The organism is Paenibacillus sp. J31P13 (assembly GCF_056269295.1).
In genome coordinates, this window is the sequence record NZ_JBWDNR010000001.1 from 22368 (window position 1) to 41539 (window position 19172).

Here is a 19172-nt window from a genome sequence, read left to right on the forward strand (position 1 = left end):
CATGAAAACGATCAACAAGGGAATATGGCTTCATCTTCCGATGATGTCCCTAGCGGTGGCCTGCGTGCTGCCGTTCCTGCTACTTGTTATTTCATCGATCTCCGATGAGAGCTCAATTCTGCGGCAGGGCTATACCTTCTTTCCGGATCAATTGGGATTGGGCGCTTATAGCTATCTGTGGAATCACTCGGAGCAGCTCGCCCGTGCTTATGGGGTCACGGTGTTTATTACGGTATTCGGTACGGCAGCGAGTCTGCTGATGACCTCGATGCTTGCTTACCCGATGTCCAGACAGGGAGTACCCTTACGTAACGGAATTGCATTTTTTGTATTTTTCACGCTGCTATTCAACGGCGGACTTACACCAACCTACCTGGTCTATGTCCAATACTTCGATATTAAAAACACTATTATGGCCTTGATCATACCAGGCTTGCTCATGAATGGATTTAATGTGCTCCTAATGAGGACGTTCTTCATGACGACGATCCCCCCGGCTCTAATCGAGGCGGCGCAAATCGATGGATCAGGAGAATTCAAAATATTCTGGAAAATAATTGTGCCGCTATCGATGCCGATCGTTGCTACAGTAGGTTTGATCCAGACGATTATTTACTGGAACGATTGGTTTAATGGGATGATTTACGTGACCGACTCCAGGCTGTTCAGCGTACAGAACATATTGAATAGAATGCTAACCGACATCCAGTTTCTGACGGAAAGCAAGTTCAGTGCTCAACTAGGTGAGGCTGGAGCTAACTTGCCGAGTACGACGGTGAAGATGGCGATTGCTGTGATCGGTGTTCTGCCGATTATGGTGATGTATCCCTTTTTCCAAAAGTATCTTATCAAGGGGATTACGATTGGTGCAGTGAAGGGGTAAGGGTGTGTAAGGTTAAGGAGGATGAATAGATGGAACAAGTGAAAATAAAGGAATGGCTTTCACTCATGACATTGGAGGAGAAGGCGAGCATGTGCTCAGGCAAAGATTACTGGAGAACCACTGAGATTCAGAGACTGGGCATTCCCTCTGTTGTCATGATGAACGGACCTCATGGCTTGCGTAGGCTTGATGAGTACGAGGTGAATTTTGATGTGAGTGATTGTGCGCCGGCGACCTGTTTTCCTTCGGCTTCGGCACTGGCATGCTCCTGGGACCGGGAGCTGCTGGGTGAGATCGGAGTTGCGCTTGGGCAGGAATGCCACGCCGCAGGAGTAGACATTCTGCTCGGCCCTGGCGTAAATCTGAAACGCTCGCCACTATGCGGGAGGAATTTTGAATATTTTTCAGAAGATCCTTATCTGTCCGGAGAACTGGCGGCAGCTTATATTAATGGCGTTCAGAGCCAGCATGTGGGTACATCACTGAAGCATTACGCTTGCAATAATAGGGAAGAGAGACGCATGACGACAGATGCGAATGTAGAGGAGCGCGCCCTACGGGAATTGTACTTAAATTCTTTCGAAATTGCAGTGAAGAACAGCCAGCCGTGGACGGTTATGAGTGCTTACAATCGGGTAAACGGTGTTTATTGTTCAGAGCATCCACACCTATTGAATGAAATTCTAAAGGAGGAGTGGGGCTTCGAAGGTGCAGTCGTATCCGATTGGGGGGCCGTGAATGTACTGGCTGAAGGGGTTCGCGCAGGCCTTGATCTGGAGATGCCTTCTAGTGAAGGGTACGGCGTTGCCAGCATTATTCAGGCGGTGCGCTGTGGAGCATTAAATGAAAAGGTGCTGGACCTTGCGGTCGAACGCGTACTGCAGCTGGTTGTTCGCGCATCGAAGCGCACCGGCCAGCCGGTATCTTGCGATTACGAGGAGAACCACCAGCTAGCCCGCAGGGCTGCTGCCGATAGTATGGTGCTGTTGAAGAATGAGGGAGCACTGCTGCCACTCATACCAGGCGAACAAAAGATTGCCCTGATTGGAGCAATGGCTTGGAATCCAAAAATTCAAGGTGGCGGTAGCTCGAATATGAAGCCGACCAAGGTGGACGACATCATGGAAGCCATCAAGGATAAGGCAGGAGCACTGACGTACGAGCAAGGCTACGATCTAGATAGCGAGCAAATAAGTGAGGAATTAGAACAGAAAGCAGTGGCTGCAGCTAAGGGATCTGAGGTGGCGATCGTCGTGGTGGGTCTTCCAGAACGGTGGGAATCAGAAGCATACGACCGTCAGCATCTAAGACTGCCTGCGAATCAAGAAGCCATCATTCATGCCGTCTCGCAAGTCCAGAGCAGGATTATTGTAGTACTGTGCAATGGTGCACCTATTGAGATGCCGTGGGCGAAACAGGCGAGTGGCATTATTGAGGCTTACCTGGGCGGTCAGGGCTTTGGAGGAGCGTTAGCAGCTGTATTGTATGGAGATGTAAACCCGAGTGGCAAGCTGGCAGAGACATTTGCAGCTGATATCCGCTGTACGCCGGCGTATCCGGACTTTCCCGGAGCAGGAGACCGAATGGAATATCGGGAAGGGCTATTCATTGGCTATCGCTACTTCGATAGCAAACATATCGAGCCGATGTTTCCATTTGGCTTTGGCTTAAGCTATACAACTTTCGAGTATAGTCAATTGTGTACAAACAAAAATGAACTGACGGAGGAGGATACGCTGACCGTACGAATGCGTGTCCGTAATACGGGTAACCGATTGGGTAAGGAAACCGTTCAATTATACGTGAAGGATAAGCAGAGCCGATTGGTACGTCCAGAGAAAGAGCTGAAGGCATTTGCTAAGGTGGAGCTTCAGCCTGGGGAGGAACAGGAGGTTTCCTTTATACTGGACAAACGAGCATTTGCTTACTATGACCCTGAGCTTGGCGATTGGCATGCAGAAAGTGGCGATTTTGATATTCTGGTTGGTCAATCCTCCAGGCATATTCTGCTTCAAATGACGGTAAACCTGCGTTCGCCAGCATCCCTCGTCCAGCGCTATGATCGTCAGTCATCTCTCGCAGATTTGATCGCTAATCCCCGTACGGAGCCGATTATTCGCCAGCTGACACAGGGGATGTCTGAATCCCGAGACAAACATAGCTCTGAAATGATGGCTGTGTTCATTCGGGAGATGCCGCTTCGTTCCTTGGTAGCGTTCAGCAAAGGCGCCTTTACCGACGAAATGCTGGAACAGCTTCTGAAACATGCTAATGCTGCAGCTGGAATATCTGAGCCGGTATCCTAGTAATGGAAGGGGTGTCCCAAAAGCTACCGGGAGTTTCAACTTGACCCAGAGCTGTTCTGGGGCAATAATGCGGTTTCATTGAAGCAGCAAATTCAAGAAGTCGTTAAGATGCTGACGGAAAAAGCAAAACAGCAACCATAGGTTATGAATACGAGCTGACACCGGTCCTTACCCGGGGGCAGCTCGTTTCATTATTAAACATATACCAGCAATATACTTGACCCTGTTTTACACGCGAGCAGGGGGTTTCAACATCCGAACAGTGTGAACCGAAAGGAGGAGTTCTCGGATTCCAGTTGGTGGTGGTTGGTGTACTCTCCATTAATAGAGAAGGACGCTGCAAGATTCTTATAAATAATACTCTTTTCGATCTTTAGCTGAGCGCGGTCCACAATATCGTCCGCCTCAGTGCCAAGGATATCAATTCCAACTTGGCATGGGCAGCTGGAGGATAGCAAGCTGGCTGCATCGTTCAGCTTTTACCATGACATGTTCAGATCAATTAAATATATTGGATGATCGGGAGAAGGAAGTTGTTATTGGACGCTTTGGCTTGGAGCATGGCGGTGATGTGCGGACGCAGCGGGAGATCGCGAAAGAGCTTGGGATTAGTCGGAGTTATGTTTCAAGGATAGAAAAAAGGGCGTTGATGAGGGTTTATCTTGAGTTTTATAAGGAGAAAAGGTAGGTACTTGTTACAAATTTAGTTCAGATAATCATCTATTTGTGCCACGTCTTTTAGACGTGGTTCTTTATTTTTTATGAGGTAAAGGGAAATGGTATGTGTTCGTCACGAGAATTAGTTCGATTCCATCAGAATATGCAATTTCGACGCTTCACACGCTCAGCTTGCGAAGCTGGAGTGTATGAAACCCGAAGACCATGAGGCGTGACAGGCATATAGAAGAGTGTGGCACCAATTGAATGCATCCAAACGTTGAACGGTTTTAATTTTGTTTCAATTGTTTGAGTATGGTTATCCAGATTCTCAAACCTGTTACCCATAGCGTCAAAGCAGAGCCAAAACCGATAAAAGTAGATGTCGCAACCAGAGATACATCGCCAAAAGTGGCATTGGTTGGTATAAACAAAGAAATAATACCTAAAATACTGAGCACAACACCTGTACCATAATAAAAATTTTCTCGAAACAATTGAGCTAATGGGAAAAAATGAATACCAACAATGATTGCCATGATAGGGAAAAAGACTTCAAAATGATTGAATATGTTACAAAGCACACTTGCAATAAAGATCGCAAGACCTTCTAGACCAAAGATCAAACCAAATTTCCGATTTATTTTTTTCCAATGTTCCCTCTCAATCGTTGTAACAGAATTGTTCATGTTACGAGCTTTACCAAAAAGCGAAATGGCTCCGACTAATAAGATGAATGTCACAATACCCGAAAGAATAAGTAACCATGGAGCTCCAAGTTCATGTGAACCAATAATACCAATAGAAGCCCAAAGCGCTCCAAAAAAAGTCATAAACATTACGCCATTTGCAGCCCCAAAGACAGCAGCTTTCGGTAATTTTACTAAATCACTCATATTAAAAGGACTCCTATAATCCAAATTTTATATTACTCTTATAAAACCATCTTTTTCCTTTTTCGTCTAGCCTTTTGAACAAATACTATGTTAAATAACATCTCGGTCTGGAGAGTATTATCCTTTTATAAGGCGAAACGGTAAGACTGACCTGAGCCTTATATTACATCTGACTTATGGTATGTAGTGCGTTATCTAACTTATTTGATTCATTATCATATACTGAATGAAGTCGATTTAATTGTCAGTAGGTGAAAAAGAGTGAGTAGTTCTAAAAGTAAAAATAAACGACATAGCCGCAAGTTAAAAAAGAAGCAAAATAAAGAGAATAGAACTACACATTTACGCATCCCCAATGACTCAAATCTATCAACAGAATTAAATAACTCAAACACTATTGCGATTATAGGCGGTTGGGTTGAGGCAGTAGGTAATATTGTGGCAGCAATTGGTGATACCCCCTTTAAAAACATGCCCGAAACGATTAAAACAGATTTGCGGTTAGTCGGAAATGTTCTACAAGCTGTAGGGAGTGCCTTAACTACTGATAATGAGCCGATATTTATGGATATAGTAGGAGATATTCTACAGTCTTCCGGTAATGTAACGGTTGTAATAGGGATTTTGGATAAAAATGAACAATCGGGTCAACGATTAGAAACAATAGGTAATGTCCTGCAATTATTAGGCGCAGGCGTATCTATAAACATACAAGAAAATCTTACCTTTAGCCAATCATTAGACAATGTTGGAAATATAATTCAAGTAATTGGAAATGCACTTCAGGTCTATGCAAATCCTAATACGGAGGAAGGAATACGTGTGAATGCTATTGGTAGTTGGACTCAAGCGGTAGGTACGGTTATTTCGGCACTTGCTGCGGATTACAATGATTAAGATATCCGACGCATGAGTAGTGCGGAAACCTGAGCATTATTTTAGGGGCACGAATAATTCCATCTTGATTGGATGCCTTTTGTAGAAATCTCGAATGTTATCTGGTTGTATGCCGTGATTGTCGGCGGAGAGTAGCCATAAATGAATCCCCGCCGAATAGAACAAAGGCAGTGAATAGCATTAAGAATGGAGTTACTTTAAGTTCCATCTTATTTTTCTACAATCATCCAAATACCTTCGGCGCAGTAGGGATTCTGTGGAGGATACAGTACACCTGTTTCTATACAATGTTCAATGACTCCATTCAATAGGCCAGCTGTCGTTTGTAGTACAAATTGATGGTACTCATGAATGAGGTGACGCGGTACGTATTTTTTAACGAAACCATACAACGCATCGGCTATGGGTAAGACAAGCTCATCAATTTCTTTGGAAAAGTCATCAACTAATGCATGAAATGCCGTTTCATCTGCTGCATCAACGACCAGAATTTTTGGAAAGAGCTTGGTGTCAGTCTTTTTAAGATATCCTCTTTCAATTGCTTTGGCCGCAATTTCTTTCTCATCCTCCGTTAAGGAATCCACATCTAACCCATAAATAGCGTTTAAGGTCATCATCAGGATCGGATCCTGTGAAATATTATGTCCGCAGCTAAAACGCTTCTGAATACGATCACCATAAATATTAGCAGCGAAAATCTTACGATAGCCGCAGATATTGGAAGCTGTTATGCCATCACAACCATAAAACCCCAAACGGAGTTGTTCATTTTCTTTGGTTGCAAAGCCAAATACATAAAACTCTCTTTGCAGTAGTTTAATATCTGGAAAATATGTATCGGATAATTTTCGGCTAACTTGTTCCTCGAATGACCAAACAAAGCGAGAAATGAGCGACCAAGTGATGAATCTGATATCGATCTGTTTATTGAGAAAAGGGAATTCGAGAATTTTATCTTTCTGGTTATGAAGATAGTTCTCTATCTTTGATACTAATTCAGTCGTGTAGCTACTGTAGACCTCGTTCACTTTAAGATAGTCATCGGCATCTATCATTATAAAATTCGAGATGAACTTGTTGTTGTCAAGCTTTCTAAGCAGACCGTAATACCCGTTCTCTCCGCGACATTGAATGTCTAGTTCTTCCTCAACAAATGGCATTGGTACATGAAGTAGTTCTGAAAGCTCTTTGGAACTACGGGGCGTATCCTTGCATAGATAGACTAGATTTTGCGAGAAGGTTCGTTCTGCTTTAACTCTAGGGTCGTTCCCTCCCGGACTTCCCGTTCCTACTAAAGTAAGTTTTATTGGCTTTAAAATTAATGAAGTGGATTCCAATTTGTTTACCTCATTTCTGATGGTGTTTCGAGCAGTAAATAATCGTTGTTTGACAGTTGTTTCTGGAATTCCAAGAGTTAAGGCAATATCCAATGTTTTCCTCTCATCGAGATAGTACATGATCATGACGTCTCGATATATTTTTGATAAAAAAGAAATCTCCCGCATGATCAGACGAATAGCATCTTTATCGTGTTCATGGTTGATAAATTCGTCAATAGGATCAGTTGGATGTTTCATGTGGTCATCAGAATAAGCTGCAGCCATAAAGGCTGCATTGTTGTATTTCCTCCGCTTTTCACAGAAATCAGCATAAACTCTATGTGCGATTTGATGGTAATAGATTAGGCAAGTTTATAATTCAAAGACTTGTCTCTTTTTGCCCTCTCTGTTTTCCCACTGTGGCAGTACTTCGTTCTAAACCTCCATTTGAACAAATTTTGACGGATGTGGACTATTTCTTCTCATAAATATATTTTTTGCAGATAAATACAGTTCATTGTGATAAATGTCATGGTTAGCAAATAGTGATTTCGATATGATTAAGCCATCAAGGAGATGTAAGAAGATCTCCAAGGAGGAGAAGCTGATGGCTTCCATTATTACCAATTACTTTGTAGGCAATGGCTTATTAAGCGGCATATATGCAGGACTCGCACTCTCTAAAACTAAAGACCACACCCTCTGCATGGACTATATGATCATTCATTTGTGGTTAAGATCGAGGGTCAGCTTAGAAATAATAAAGCTTTCGGTACTGCTGCATAAGCTCAATTGGCTGAAGATGTAGAATCCACCTTTAACGAGCATGGAATCGATTGTCATTTCAACCGAACTATTCATTACGAGAACGACTATTATCGCTTATCTCAGTATCAATCTTAATGAACAAAATGGAGGTGCTAAGTCATGGCTAAGACAGAAAAGGAAATCATGAAACAGACTGGAACACAAGAGGCATGGCGAGGTTTTGCAGCAGGGAACTGGCAGGAAAACGTCGACGTCCAATCTTTTATTGAAAGAAACATTACTTCATATGAAGGTGATGAAAGTTTCTTAGCAAGCCCAACGGAAAATACCGTAGCGCTGTGGGCACAGGTTAGTGAACTGCTCAAGGAGGAGCGGGATAGAGGCGGCGTACATGATATTGATGTCAATACAGTATCCAGCATTACGTCGCATGACCCCGGATATATTGATCAGGAAAAAGAAAAGATAGTTGGATTGCAAACCGATGCGCCATTGAAACGTGCCGTTCAGCCATTTGGTGGAGTAAGAATGGCAGCTGATGCTTGTGAAGCTTACGGTTATAAGCTATCGCCAGAGATTGAGCGCATATTTACCGAACTGCGGAAAACGCATAACCAAGGTGTTTTCGATGCTTATACGACTGATATGCGCGCTGCGCGTAAAGCCGGCATCATCACAGGCTTGCCAGACGCTTATGGTCGTGGTCGGATTATTGGAGACTATCGCAGAGTTGCACTATATGGTGTTGATCGCCTCGTTAAAGCTAAGAAAGAAGAACTTCTCCAATTAGAAGAAGACGATATGATAGGGAATGTCATTTTACTTCGCGAAGAGCTTTCCGAGCAAATACGCAGTCTAGCCGAATTGAAGCAAATGGCTGCTACGTATGGCTACGATATTGCTGTACCTGCTGCTAATGCGCATGAAGCTGTACAATGGCTATACTTTGCCTATCTTGCCGCAGTTAAGGAACAAAACGGAGCGGCGATGAGTCTTGGACGTGTGTCCAGCTTCCTAGACATTTTTATCGAACGTGATCTACAAGAAGGCGCAATAACAGAACACGATGCTCAAGAGCTAGTAGACCATTTTGTTATGAAGCTGAGAATTGTGAAATTTCTACGTACGCCAGATTACAATGAGTTGTTCAGCGGTGACCCAACATGGGTAACTGAAGCTGTCGGCGGCATGGGGCTAAACGGGAGGTCACATGTGACGCGCAACTCTTTCCGTTTCCTTCATACGCTTTACAATCTCGGACCTGCACCTGAACCTAACTTGACGATTCTTTGGTCAACAGCGTTGCCAGATAGCTTCAAAAAGTATTGTGCACGCGTCTCGGTCGAAACTAGTTCGATCCAGTATGAAAACGATGATCTTATGCGTCCGCATTTTGGAGACGATTATGGAATTGCATGTTGTGTATCTGCTATGCGTATCGGGAAACAAATGCAATTTTTCGGTGCACGTGCTAATCTTGCTAAGGCATTACTCTATGCGATAAACGGTGGCGTAGATGAGACACTTGGCGTTCAAATCGGTCCGGCTATTAAACCATTAACGTCGGAAGTGCTGGATTATGAAGACGTGAAGGCAAACTTCGAGATCGTTCAGGATTGGCTAGCAAAGCTGTATATGAATACACTGAACGTCATTCACTACATGCATGATAAGTACTGCTATGAGCGAATTGAAATGGCGCTTCACGACAGAGATATCGTAAGAACGATGGCATGCGGTATAGCAGGATTATCAGTTGTTGCCGATAGCTTAAGCGCCATCCGCTACACGAAAGTTCGCCCTATTCGTAATGAAAAGGGAATTGCGATTGACTTCGAAATCGAAGGTGAATACCCGCAATATGGCAACAATGATGACCGTGTTGACCAAATAGCTATTGGGCTGGTAGAAGGATTTATGGCCCGTCTTCGCACGCATAAGACGTATCGTAATGCGATTCCGACATTGTCAGTGCTTACGATTACTTCAAACGTCGTTTACGGAAAGAAAACGGGAAGTACGCCAGACGGCCGTAAAGCTGGTGAGCCTTTTGCTCCAGGTGCCAATCCTATGCACGGACGTGATCGAAAGGGAGCGCTCGCTTCACTGGCTTCGGTCGCAAAAATTCCTTATGAACACAGCTTGGACGGTATTTCGAATACATTCTCGATCATTCCTAAAGCACTCGGCAAAGAAGACAATGTACGCTACAACAATCTTGCTGCATTGCTGGACGGTTATGCGACAAGCGGCGGTCATCATCTCAATGTCAACGTCTTTAATCGAGAGCAGCTTCTGGACGCGATGGAGCATCCGGAAAATTATCCTCAGCTTACGATACGTGTATCGGGTTATGCCGTAAACTTCATTAAGTTGACAAGAGAGCAACAAATGGATGTCATTAGCCGCACGTTCCATGGGGAAATCTAACAGCTTGAATCTATCATCGAAAGGAGCGTGGCCTGCATGAAAGGTCGCATTCATTCCATGGAAACGTTCGGCACCGTGGACGGCCCCGGTATACGCTTTGTCCTGTTCATGCAGGGATGCGCATTGCAGTGCCGGTTTTGCCATAACCCTGATACATGGGATACCGCAACAGGGCGACAAGTAACTGTCGATGAAATCCTACAGGAGATTGAGCCCTATTTACCTTACTACAGGGGTTCTGGCGGGGGGATCACAGTTACAGGAGGAGAACCAACGCTTCAAGCACCATTCGTCGCTCAACTGTTTAAAGCTTGCAAGGAAAGGTTTGGCTTGCATACAGCATTGGATAGTTCAGGATTTTGCGATACGACTAACGCTTCCGAACTTATCGATTATACAGATCTTGTATTGCTTGATTTGAAGCAAATTAATAAGGAAAAGCATGAGTGGCTTACTACACAGCCTAACGATCGGATACTAACATTCGCTAAATGGTTGTCAGAGTGTAATAAGCCGGCTTGGATCAGACATGTGCTTATTCCGGGTATAACAGACCAACCTGAGGATTTGATGGCATTAGGTGAATTTATGGGACAGCTTGCTAATGTTGAGAAATTCGAATTACTGCCATATCATCGTATGGGCGTATATAAATGGCAGCAGCTTGGACGGGTTTATGAGCTAGAAGGAGTACCAACGCCCAGCGATCAGGAAGTCGAACGTGCAGGGCAAATAATCGAGGACGCTCGAAAACTTGCGTCATATCGTTCATAGTTACCGTATTATCTAAGACGCGCAACAATTGTGCGTCTTTTTTTTGTGTCCGCCCAGCATGGGCGCTATCTCAAGGGTTAAACTCTCCCTAGAGGGATCATCCTTGCAAAAAGTCAATTTAAGAATAACGATCAAGATATATATTGAGTTACTGAAGTAAAAAGTCCCAGAAAGTAATGGGCATTCTATCGGCTAAAATCAATACCAGTTGTGAATAGGGAGAGAAGGCGGTTCAATAGAAACCTCACTCCAAGCTATCTACATAATCCTTGGCTTCTTTGAGGCCTAGCCCGCTGGCTTCCCTGAACTCTTTTATTGCTTGAATCCTTTTGCCAGAAGCAATCAGCATACGTAAATTGTCGTCAAGATCTGATTGGGGGCTGACATGATTCATATCAGGTGAAGTGAAAGTCATATTTTGAGTTGGTTTGGATAATCCAGACATAAGCTGCCGACTGTTAGGCGACTGTAGATCGAATTTTATTTCATTCAGCTGTCTCTGCAAGCTGAACACTTTTAGCAGCAGCAGGAGAGACAGTATGAGTGCGCTGAGCGCAATAATTTCAACGGTTTCCATTTAAAACCTCCCCGTTTCTTATGATAGTTCATTATAGCATATGACTTATTCAGGACATGTAATAGGTAAAATTCGGGTTTGAGAATGAAATACTTATACACTTGAGATCATTGAAGAAGACACGGAAGGACGTATCTTTGCATGATTCAATCGGCACAGACAAAGAAGGAAATGAGATTACGTTGATTGATATCCTGCGTTGATGAAGCTTTATCATGAGTTTTATAAGGCGAAGAGATGGCGAGTAAATATTAGGATATATCAATTATACGTTTGTATATATCATTGTTATAATTCAGCGACTAATTTAAAATTTATTATAAAGTTGAAAATTTCATCGTGGGCTAAACAGTACATTAACGGAGATGTTCGGGATAATTAGGAAATGAAACGACTGATAGGGACGTTCTTTTTAGTTACTTGGACATCGAGATATATTTCTTTCCGCAAAATTGGAAGCGTTTGCAAATAGAATTCTCTACTTACTACCATTCATGGGCCTTCTTGCAACCTTTGCATACTACCCACTGTATGGTTGGGCTTATGCATTCTTTGACTACACACCGCCGACTCCTTTGTTCCAATCGCCGTTTGTTGGTTTAAAGTGGTTTCATTCCTTAGTCGAAAACCAAGTAAAGATAGACCAGTTGCTTCAGGTCATTAAAAATACTTTTGAGATGAGTGGCTTGGGCCTGCTCTTCTCATGGCTTCCAATGATTTTTGCAATAGTATAGGTGAATCTCTTTATGAAGCAGCCCGCGTAGATGGTGCGACAAGAATACATGTTATCCGACATGTTATATTACAAAGTCTGATGTCCACCTATATTGTTTTGTTGATGCTGCAAATTGCGAGCTTCCTGAATAATGGTCTGACGCAATATTTCGTATTTCAAAATGCATTTAATAAAGATAACATACAGGTTCTAGACTACGCTTTTTGCTCTAATTTGTATATTTCCATTTTACTCTATCATTATTAATACAATAAGTGCCAACGATATCAGCGCCAGAGGTGATTTTGTATTATACCCGCAGCAAATACATTTCCAGAACTATTTGATCGTCTGAATGTTTTCGGGTTTTTAGCCCATCCCGAAATTTCGACGGAAGCTCCGGAAGCTCCCGCCAACTTCGGCAACCTCGACCAACAGGCGGCTACAAGATGGGTCAAGTGCAATAGTGAAGCTTTCGGCGGCGACCCAAACAATATCACCATCGGCGGGCAGTCCGCTATTCCCTCGATTCCAACGAAGTGTATTAAGTTTTTTACTACCGTTACAACTTCTATGACCATCGCAAAATTTGAAATAATATAAGTATGCAGCGATTCTGTTGCGAAATATGTAAATACAACTATTACGATACATTGACAAATATACTTACAGAAAAATACAATAAAACTGACGATAAAGGAGAGCGCCTTCATAAACCATTTTTAGTTGTCTCATTAAGTGAAAAGTATGAAACTACCCATATTGTGCAGGACTCGGCTACAGCTGGATTTAAATATTTCGATTGTAAAGGAATTCGAAAGGTTAAAATCAAGGCCTCCCGGACGGCATACAAACGTTATATATTTTACTTTTAATAGCATGGGGAATGCCAGTTTAGCGTCTTTTACATTGGAGTAAAACTCTTCATGGGATAGGTTGGAGCGGAATAGTAAGATATACTATTCCGCTCCAGTATTTAAATAATCATCTATGAAAACGCATTCAATTGAATGATATAATATGAATACCTTTGAGAGGGGAGAGGATCCCGATCTACACCGTTCTGCTTGTAGACGATGAACCGCTTGTACTGGAAGGCTTGGCGTTCATGATCGATTGGGAAAGCCACGGCTTCCATGTCTGCGGCGAAGCGTGCGATGGAGATGAAGCAATGGACCGAATACAGGAACTTAGCCCTGATCTGGTCGTGACGGATATCAGCATGCCTGTAATGGATGGGCTGCAGTTGATCGAGTACTGCACAAAGGTTTTGAACGCGCCTTGCCGCTTCGTCATTCTTAGCGGGCATGATGATTTTACGTCCGCCCGGAAAGCACTGACTTGCGGAGTGCTCGATTACTGGTTGAAGCCGATCGATGTTGAGGAAATTCACGCTTCGCTCGTGAAACTTCACAGTGAATGGTCGCATCGAGACGGTGGAGCTACCGTGGATTCCCAATCTACGGCCCCGCCGTTGGTAGCGGATTGGAACGTTCCGGAGGCCGGCGATCCAATATTTGATGCGGAGGACCGTCTGTTTCTGGCGATTGTAGCTGGAGGCAGGGTGGCGATTAACGAAGCGGCTGAAGAGCTGTGCCGCCAACTAGAGCTTTCGTTCGGAGGCGATGGAGAGGCGGGTAAAGTTTTCTTGTCAAACGTGTTATTGGAATTGATATGGAAAGTGATGGAGGGAGAGGTGGCGAACTCGGCCTCGGAACGCGAATATGGCCTCCCACTTCCGATCCTGCCCAACAGGGCAGACCGTTGGCCGGACGTCTTGGCATCGTTCGCTCACAAAGTGGCGGAGCAGTTTGCACGGCAGCGGTCCATGACCGGTATCGCTTGGGAGGCAGCCCGGTTAATCCGGGAACGCTACCACGAGCCTCTTCAACTGCAAACTATCGCGAGAATACTTCATTTTCAGCCTGCTTATCTAGGATATTTGTTCAAAAAGCAGATAGGCATGTCTTTCCTTGACTACGTTCACCGTACGCGGGTTGAGGCAGGCCGCAAGCTTCTGCGGCGAACAGATTTGAAAATCGCCGACGTGGCTCGGACGGTCGGATACGCCGACCCCGAACAATTCGCCGCGAAATTCAAGCAATGGATGGACATGACCCCCTCTCAATACAAAAACTTCTGATTTTAAGGAGGTCTCTGCATGCATAGGCAGATCGGCTGGCTTAGCTTCGTTAACAACATTCCACTCAAATGGAAGTTCACGCTTATCTACCTGCTTTGCGTTCTGGTGCCTATCCTCACAATCAACGTTCTTTTTTTTCAGCAAATGTCGGAAAACATACAATCCCGGGAGCAAAATAATCTTCAGATGGTGATCGAGCGAGCGGCCAAGAAGGCTACGGACATGATTGAAGGTGGTGTAACGCTAAGCCATTCTGTCGCGACAGATCGTACCTTATACGAGGTGCTGGACAAGGAATACGTCGATATTGTCGATTTCTACGAAAGCTTCAATGAGGTACTGAACGGTAAGATGAGGCCGTTCATGTCCGCCTATACGTACGTAGAGAATATTTCGGTGTTCACGTCAAATCCGACGGTCGTGAGCGGCAGCAATTACTTCATGCTGGACGAAGCTGCGAAGCATAGTCCCTGGTACGAGGCCGCTTCCAAGTCGCCATCGGCCGTCAATGTCTTGATGTACACCAGCGTTGATCCTATGAACGCGAAAGCTAATAAAGAATATTTCAGCATCGTGCGCAAAATGAACGAGTATCCGCTGTACGGGAACTATGCCAAGTATTTGCGAATTGATCTTAAACTCAGCAGCTTCGACGAGATTTTGGAACAGGAGAAGCCATACATGACACTCAGTATGCTGGATCCGCAAGATCAGGTGCTGTTCCCCTCCTCCCAGTACATGAAGTTGACCGGGTCAACGGACAGCGGTGAGAATGATGGGCTGATGTTCCGAAGCCCCTTAGGCAACCCTTCCTATATCCGCAATTGGACGCTTGTCGGTCTAGCAGAAGAGGAGCGCTTCCAGTCGACCGTTCAGAGCTCAAAGCACTTCATCTGGATGTTGGCTGCCATCAGTACGTTGCTGCCAACGTCGCTCATTTTCATCATGCTGCGTTCGTACAATTACCGGATTCGCCGGCTTTCCCGCCACATGGAGAAAGCGAAGAACGAGAAGTTCGACCTGATCGTGTTGCGCGAAGGAAAGGATGAGATCGGCGGTTTGATCCGCAGCTACAACCGGATGGTCGCTCAGATCGAGTCGCTCATCAATGATGTCTACAAGCTCGAAATTCAGCAGAAGGACATGCAGTTGGAGCAGATTCGTGCCGAGATGAAGCTGTTACAAAGCCAGGTAAACCCTCATTTTTTGTTTAATACGTTAAACGCCCTGCTCGTCGTCAGTGCGAAGAACGGCTATACGGAAGTGACCGACATCATCCGCAACTTGTCCCAATTGCTTCGACGGATGCTCAGTTGGTCCGATGCCGCCGTCACCTTGCGGGACGAGCTTCATTTTACGGAAATGTATTTAAAAATAGAAAAGTTCCGGTTTGCGGACCGGTTCGACTACGTATTCAACATCGAAGAGGAAGCTGCAAACTGTCTGGTTCCGAAAATGTGTATTCAACCGCTTGTAGAAAATGCGTGTAAGCACGGGCTGCAGGCGGTCAAAGGGCAGCGCGTTATTCGAATTGAAGCACGGCGCATGAACACTTATTTGTATGTGCAGGTCGAAGATAATGGCAAAGGCATGGATGAGGAACGATTAAACGAAATCCGAAGCATGATGAACGGCAGTCTCGATTCTGACGAGAACGTGGGAATGCGCAACGTATATAAGCGGCTGCGGCTTCATTACGGGGAGCGTGTCGATTTTTACATTGACAGTCGTCCAGACGAAGGCACGCGAGTCAGCTTTCGGATTCCTGCCTTTCCATAAGATGAAGGGAGCAGAAGAGATGTACTCGGTGCTGCTGGTGGATGACGAACCGTGGGCGATTGAAGGCTTGCAAATGTTCGTGGATTGGGAAGGGCACGGCTTCCGCGTCTGCGGGGTATGCGAGAACGGCGCCGAGGCTCTGTCGGCTGCGCGTGAGCTTATGCCGGATGTTATCGTTACGGATATCCGGATGCCGCAGATGGACGGATTGGAGTTGATCGGACAATTGCAAGGGGAGCGGGGAGCCCCGACCGAATTCATTGTACTCAGTGCCTACAGCGAATTTGCGTTCGCCAAACGCGCCATGCAGCTCGGCGTCCATTACTATTTACTGAAGCCGATCATCGAAGAAGAGGCGGCTGAGGTGCTGTCGCAAATTCGCATGCGGCTTGACACCAATAGGGCGCTCCGGAAGGCGGTAGACGGTGAAGAGGCATCGTTACCGGCGCTGGCGGCGCAACAGATGAAAGACGTGCTGCAAGCGATCGAAGATGCTGACGTGGTACGGGCGGCGGAAGAGATCGACAGCTTATTCCGGAAGATGGGCAACCAGTCGTTTGAATGGGCCGAGCTGTTCGCGGGCTCATTGACCGTCCAATATAGCAAGTTGATTCGCGAATCCGGTGGAGATCCGGCCTTGTTGCTGCTACCCCGCCCGAATTCATTCCGCGAGGCTGCCGAGCTGGAGCCTGTGCGGATGCGAATTCTCTCGTATGCAGAGCAGGCGATTAGAGCACTACAATCGCTGCGCGAACACAGGCCCGGCAATACGTTGACCGAGATCGACCGGTACGTCACTGAGAATTATCGCAGCCCGCTATCGATTAGGGACATAGCGGCACGGTTTTATCTGAACCCTGTTTATCTGGGTAGGGCATATCAAGACAAATTCGGCTGTGGCTTGCTGGATAGGATGCACGATTTGCGAATCGCCGAGGCATGCGAGAAGCTTCGCGGTACCAACGAGCCGATCGGCACTATTGCTGAGCAGGTGGGTTATGCGCACTACCATTATTTTTTGCAGCATTTTGAACGGCGCACGGGGAAGATACCGGTGGAATACCGAGCCTCGGGAGGGTGAAGCTTCGAGAAAAAAATGACTTTCGAAACCGATTTTTGAGGGGGATACGCATTTAATATGTGAATTGTAACGGTAATTAAGAAAGCGCTATCATAAAAGCAGCAAGACGATTGCGCACCGTCTTGCGTCACATTCTATAAGGGGGATTTAACATGAGAGTTCGAACTAGAAAAGCGGCCTTTTGGCTGCTCATGTTGATTCTGACGTTTAGTATCGTTACGTCAGGCTGTTCCAATAACGGAAACAATGACGACAGCTCGTCATCAACTCCGCCGCAGAGCACAAGTACTTCCAAGAACGAAGTCAGCTCAACTGAAACGAAAGTGGAGCCGTTCACCATCTCCCTGTTTACGGCTGCTACGGGACCTATCCCGACGGACGACAACAAGATCTATCAAGAAATTAAAGAGAAGCTCGGAATAACATTAAAGGAAGAATATCTGGTCGGTGATATCGAACAGAAGCTCGGCGTTATGATCGCCGGTGGCGATTACCCTGACATGATTACGGCGAATACGAAGCTGACGGCGGCCAAAGCAGTCATTCCGCTGGAAGACTTGATTGAGCAGAACGCGCCGAACTTGAAGAAGCAATTTGGAAAAGTGTGGGAACAATTGAAAGATCCAGCGGATGGTCACATCTACTGGCTGCCGAACTACGGTGTCTATCAAGGCGACTTCAAGCCGACGGAGTACATGGGACCGGCATTCTATATCCAGAAGGCGATTCTTAAAGAATATGGCTATCCGAAAATTAAGACGCTGGACGAATACTTCAAGCTGATAGAAGATTACGCGGCCAAGTACCCTGAGATCGACGGCCAACCGACAATCGGTTTTTCTTCGCTCGCTTTCGACTGGCGCGACTGGGGCCTGCGCAACGCACCACAACATTTAGCCGGCCATCCGAACGACGGCGGCGTCCTCGTCGATCCGAATACAAACATCGCAACACTATTTGCTGCAACGGATACGGCGAAGCCATACTATAATAAGCTGAATGAAATCAATGCCAAAGGTTTGATGGACAAAGAAGCTTTCGCGCAAAACTATGATCAGTATCTGGCGAAGGTGTCCAGCGGCCGCGTGCTCGGCATGTTCGACCAACGCTGGAACTTCGGGCAAGCCCATGATTCACTCATTTCTCAAGGCAAGTTCGATCGCACTTACGTCGGCTTCCCACTCGTCTATGACGTGAACACGAAGGACTACTATCTTGATCGTCCGCCGATCAACTTGGGTAACGGATTCGGCATTACAATCAACGCTGAGAATCCGGTGAAAATTATCAAGTTCATCGACACGATGCTCTCGGAACAGTGGCAGAAGCGCCTCAGCTGGGGCGAAGAAGGCGTCGACTATCTCGTCGGCGACAAAGGACTCTACTACCGCACGCCGGAAATGCGCAAACAACAAGAAGACGTCACTTGGAAGCAGAAGAACAAAGCGGAATCGCTCTGGGGCTATCTTCCTAAATTGGAAGGAAACTATCCAGACGGAAACGCCGACGGTGCGGGCAACCAGCCGGACGAATTCTTCGCAAACTTGAAGGACATCGACAAAGAGCTGTTGACTGCCTACGGTTACAAAACATGGACCGACTTCTTCTCGACTCCGCCGGAGAACCGCGTGTCGTACCCGGCATGGAACATCGACCTCATCGAAGGATCCGCTGCGAAAGTAGCCAACCAGAAGATGAAGGATCTGGACTTCAAGTACTTGCCGAAGGCGATCTTGAGCAAACCGGAAAAGTTCGAAGAAGTATGGTCTGAGTATGTAGGGCAGATGGGCAAAGTGGATACGAACGCTTATCTGGATCGAGTCAACGAACAACTCAAATGGCGCATAGACAATTGGACGAGTAAATAAGACGAAGGAGGGCGGAAGGTTGGAGCTATTGTTCCAGCCTTCCGCTCGTTCGAGACAGGAGGCGGAAGTAATGCCGCAG

Annotated in this window: 15 protein-coding genes and 2 pseudogenes; 14 read left to right on the forward strand and 3 right to left on the reverse strand. The window is 45.7% G+C overall.

Annotation, left to right across the window (positions count from 1 at the left end):
• Nucleotide 1: 1 nt before the first annotated feature.
• The 3 genes and pseudogenes from AC0YOD_RS00085 to AC0YOD_RS00095 all read left to right on the forward strand — a co-directional run.
• Nucleotides 2-883 carry a carbohydrate ABC transporter permease gene (locus AC0YOD_RS00085; protein WP_475797230.1) on the forward strand — a complete coding sequence of 294 codons (882 nt, stop codon included), beginning with the start codon at nt 2-4 and terminating at the stop codon, nt 881-883.
• Nucleotides 884-912: 29 nt separating this feature from the next.
• The gene (locus AC0YOD_RS00090; protein WP_475797231.1) at nt 913-3189 is read left to right on the forward strand and encodes a glycoside hydrolase family 3 C-terminal domain-containing protein; all 2277 of its coding nucleotides are present in this window, start codon (nt 913-915) and stop codon (nt 3187-3189) included.
• Nucleotides 3190-3691: 502 nt separating this feature from the next.
• Nucleotides 3692-3877: pseudogene (locus tag AC0YOD_RS00095) on the forward strand (sigma factor-like helix-turn-helix DNA-binding protein); the annotation flags it as partial.
• Nucleotides 3878-4136: 259 nt separating this feature from the next.
• On the opposite strand, the gene AC0YOD_RS00100 reads toward AC0YOD_RS00095, so the two are convergent.
• Complete coding sequence (locus AC0YOD_RS00100) at nt 4137-4742, reverse strand: hypothetical protein (RefSeq protein ID WP_475797232.1); 606 nt, start codon at nt 4740-4742, stop codon at nt 4137-4139.
• 261 nt (nt 4743-5003) lie between these two features.
• Between AC0YOD_RS00100 and AC0YOD_RS00105 the strand changes: the two genes are divergently transcribed.
• Nucleotides 5004-5639 (forward strand): DUF6944 family repetitive protein, encoded by a 636-nt coding sequence (locus tag AC0YOD_RS00105; RefSeq protein ID WP_475797233.1) that lies wholly within the window; start codon nt 5004-5006, stop codon nt 5637-5639.
• 209 nt (nt 5640-5848) lie between these two features.
• Here the strand turns inward: AC0YOD_RS00105 and AC0YOD_RS00110 are convergent, their stop codons facing one another.
• The gene (locus tag AC0YOD_RS00110; protein ID WP_475797234.1) at nt 5849-7243 is read right to left on the reverse strand and encodes an RNA polymerase sigma factor; all 1395 of its coding nucleotides are present in this window, start codon (nt 7241-7243) and stop codon (nt 5849-5851) included.
• Nucleotides 7244-7565: 322 nt separating this feature from the next.
• Between AC0YOD_RS00110 and AC0YOD_RS00115 the strand changes: the two genes are divergently transcribed.
• The 3 genes from AC0YOD_RS00115 (at nt 7566) to pflA (ending at nt 10930) form a co-directional block, all read left to right on the forward strand.
• Complete coding sequence (locus tag AC0YOD_RS00115; protein ID WP_475797235.1) at nt 7566-7766, forward strand: hypothetical protein; 201 nt, start codon at nt 7566-7568, stop codon at nt 7764-7766.
• Between the two features lie 119 nt (nt 7767-7885).
• Nucleotides 7886-10156: a formate C-acetyltransferase gene (gene pflB, locus AC0YOD_RS00120; protein ID WP_475797236.1), complete on the forward strand. Its 2271-nt coding sequence runs from the start codon at nt 7886-7888 to the stop codon at nt 10154-10156.
• Between the two features lie 36 nt (nt 10157-10192).
• Entirely contained in the window at nt 10193-10930 is a 738-nt protein-coding gene (gene pflA, locus AC0YOD_RS00125) for a pyruvate formate-lyase-activating protein (protein WP_475797237.1), read from the forward strand.
• A 244-nt stretch (nt 10931-11174) separates the two neighbouring features.
• On the opposite strand, the gene AC0YOD_RS00130 is transcribed toward pflA, so the two are convergent.
• On the reverse strand, nt 11175-11507 hold the full coding sequence (locus AC0YOD_RS00130; RefSeq protein WP_475797238.1) for a ribosomal protein L7/L12: 333 nt from the start codon (nt 11505-11507) through the stop codon (nt 11175-11177).
• A gap of 494 nt (nt 11508-12001) precedes the next feature.
• Here AC0YOD_RS00130 and AC0YOD_RS00135 point away from each other — a divergent pair, with 494 nt between their 5' ends.
• From AC0YOD_RS00135 to AC0YOD_RS00165, 7 genes and pseudogenes are all read left to right on the forward strand, one after another.
• Nucleotides 12002-12241, forward strand: coding sequence for a hypothetical protein (locus tag AC0YOD_RS00135; RefSeq protein WP_475797239.1), 240 nt, complete (start codon nt 12002-12004; stop codon nt 12239-12241).
• Nucleotides 12211-12489, forward strand: coding sequence for an ABC transporter permease subunit (locus AC0YOD_RS00140; protein ID WP_475797240.1), 279 nt, complete (start codon nt 12211-12213; stop codon nt 12487-12489). Before AC0YOD_RS00135 ends, AC0YOD_RS00140 begins: the two co-directional genes overlap by 31 nt.
• An 81-nt stretch (nt 12490-12570) precedes the next feature.
• A pseudogene (locus tag AC0YOD_RS00145) lies at nt 12571-12741 on the forward strand (carboxylesterase family protein); the annotation flags it as partial.
• Between the two features lie 511 nt (nt 12742-13252).
• Nucleotides 13253-14365 (forward strand): response regulator transcription factor, encoded by a 1113-nt coding sequence (locus tag AC0YOD_RS00150; RefSeq protein WP_475797241.1) that lies wholly within the window; start codon nt 13253-13255, stop codon nt 14363-14365.
• An 18-nt stretch (nt 14366-14383) separates the two neighbouring features.
• On the forward strand, nt 14384-16144 hold the full coding sequence (locus tag AC0YOD_RS00155) for a cache domain-containing sensor histidine kinase (protein WP_475797242.1): 1761 nt from the start codon (nt 14384-14386) through the stop codon (nt 16142-16144).
• Nucleotides 16145-16163: 19 nt separating this feature from the next.
• A complete protein-coding gene (locus tag AC0YOD_RS00160) occupies nt 16164-17225 on the forward strand; it encodes a response regulator transcription factor (protein ID WP_475797243.1) in 1062 nt (353 codons plus the stop codon).
• 152 nt (nt 17226-17377) lie between these two features.
• Nucleotides 17378-19093 (forward strand): ABC transporter substrate-binding protein, encoded by a 1716-nt coding sequence (locus AC0YOD_RS00165; protein WP_475797244.1) that lies wholly within the window; start codon nt 17378-17380, stop codon nt 19091-19093.
• Nucleotides 19094-19172 lie beyond the last annotated feature (79 nt).

Excerpts from the sequence above, each read along its gene's own strand:
- AC0YOD_RS00085 (WP_475797230.1), top strand. The coding sequence starts at position 2 with ATGAAAACGATCAACAAGGGAATATGGCTTCATCTTCCGATGATGTCC.
- AC0YOD_RS00090 (WP_475797231.1), top strand. The coding sequence starts at position 913 with ATGGAACAAGTGAAAATAAAGGAATGGCTTTCACTCATGACATTGGAG.
- AC0YOD_RS00100 (WP_475797232.1), bottom strand. The coding sequence starts at position 4,742 with ATGAGTGATTTAGTAAAATTACCGAAAGCTGCTGTCTTTGGGGCTGCA.
- AC0YOD_RS00110 (WP_475797234.1), bottom strand. The coding sequence starts at position 7,243 with ATGGCTGCAGCTTATTCTGATGACCACATGAAACATCCAACTGATCCT.
- AC0YOD_RS00115 (WP_475797235.1), top strand. The coding sequence starts at position 7,566 with ATGGCTTCCATTATTACCAATTACTTTGTAGGCAATGGCTTATTAAGC.
- pflB (WP_475797236.1), top strand. The coding sequence starts at position 7,886 with ATGGCTAAGACAGAAAAGGAAATCATGAAACAGACTGGAACACAAGAG.
- pflA (WP_475797237.1), top strand. The coding sequence starts at position 10,193 with ATGAAAGGTCGCATTCATTCCATGGAAACGTTCGGCACCGTGGACGGC.
- AC0YOD_RS00130 (WP_475797238.1), bottom strand. The coding sequence starts at position 11,507 with ATGGAAACCGTTGAAATTATTGCGCTCAGCGCACTCATACTGTCTCTC.
- AC0YOD_RS00135 (WP_475797239.1), top strand. The coding sequence starts at position 12,002 with ATGGGCCTTCTTGCAACCTTTGCATACTACCCACTGTATGGTTGGGCT.
- AC0YOD_RS00140 (WP_475797240.1), top strand. The coding sequence starts at position 12,211 with ATGGCTTCCAATGATTTTTGCAATAGTATAGGTGAATCTCTTTATGAA.
- AC0YOD_RS00155 (WP_475797242.1), top strand. The coding sequence starts at position 14,384 with ATGCATAGGCAGATCGGCTGGCTTAGCTTCGTTAACAACATTCCACTC.
- AC0YOD_RS00160 (WP_475797243.1), top strand. The coding sequence starts at position 16,164 with ATGTACTCGGTGCTGCTGGTGGATGACGAACCGTGGGCGATTGAAGGC.
- AC0YOD_RS00165 (WP_475797244.1), top strand. The coding sequence starts at position 17,378 with ATGAGAGTTCGAACTAGAAAAGCGGCCTTTTGGCTGCTCATGTTGATT.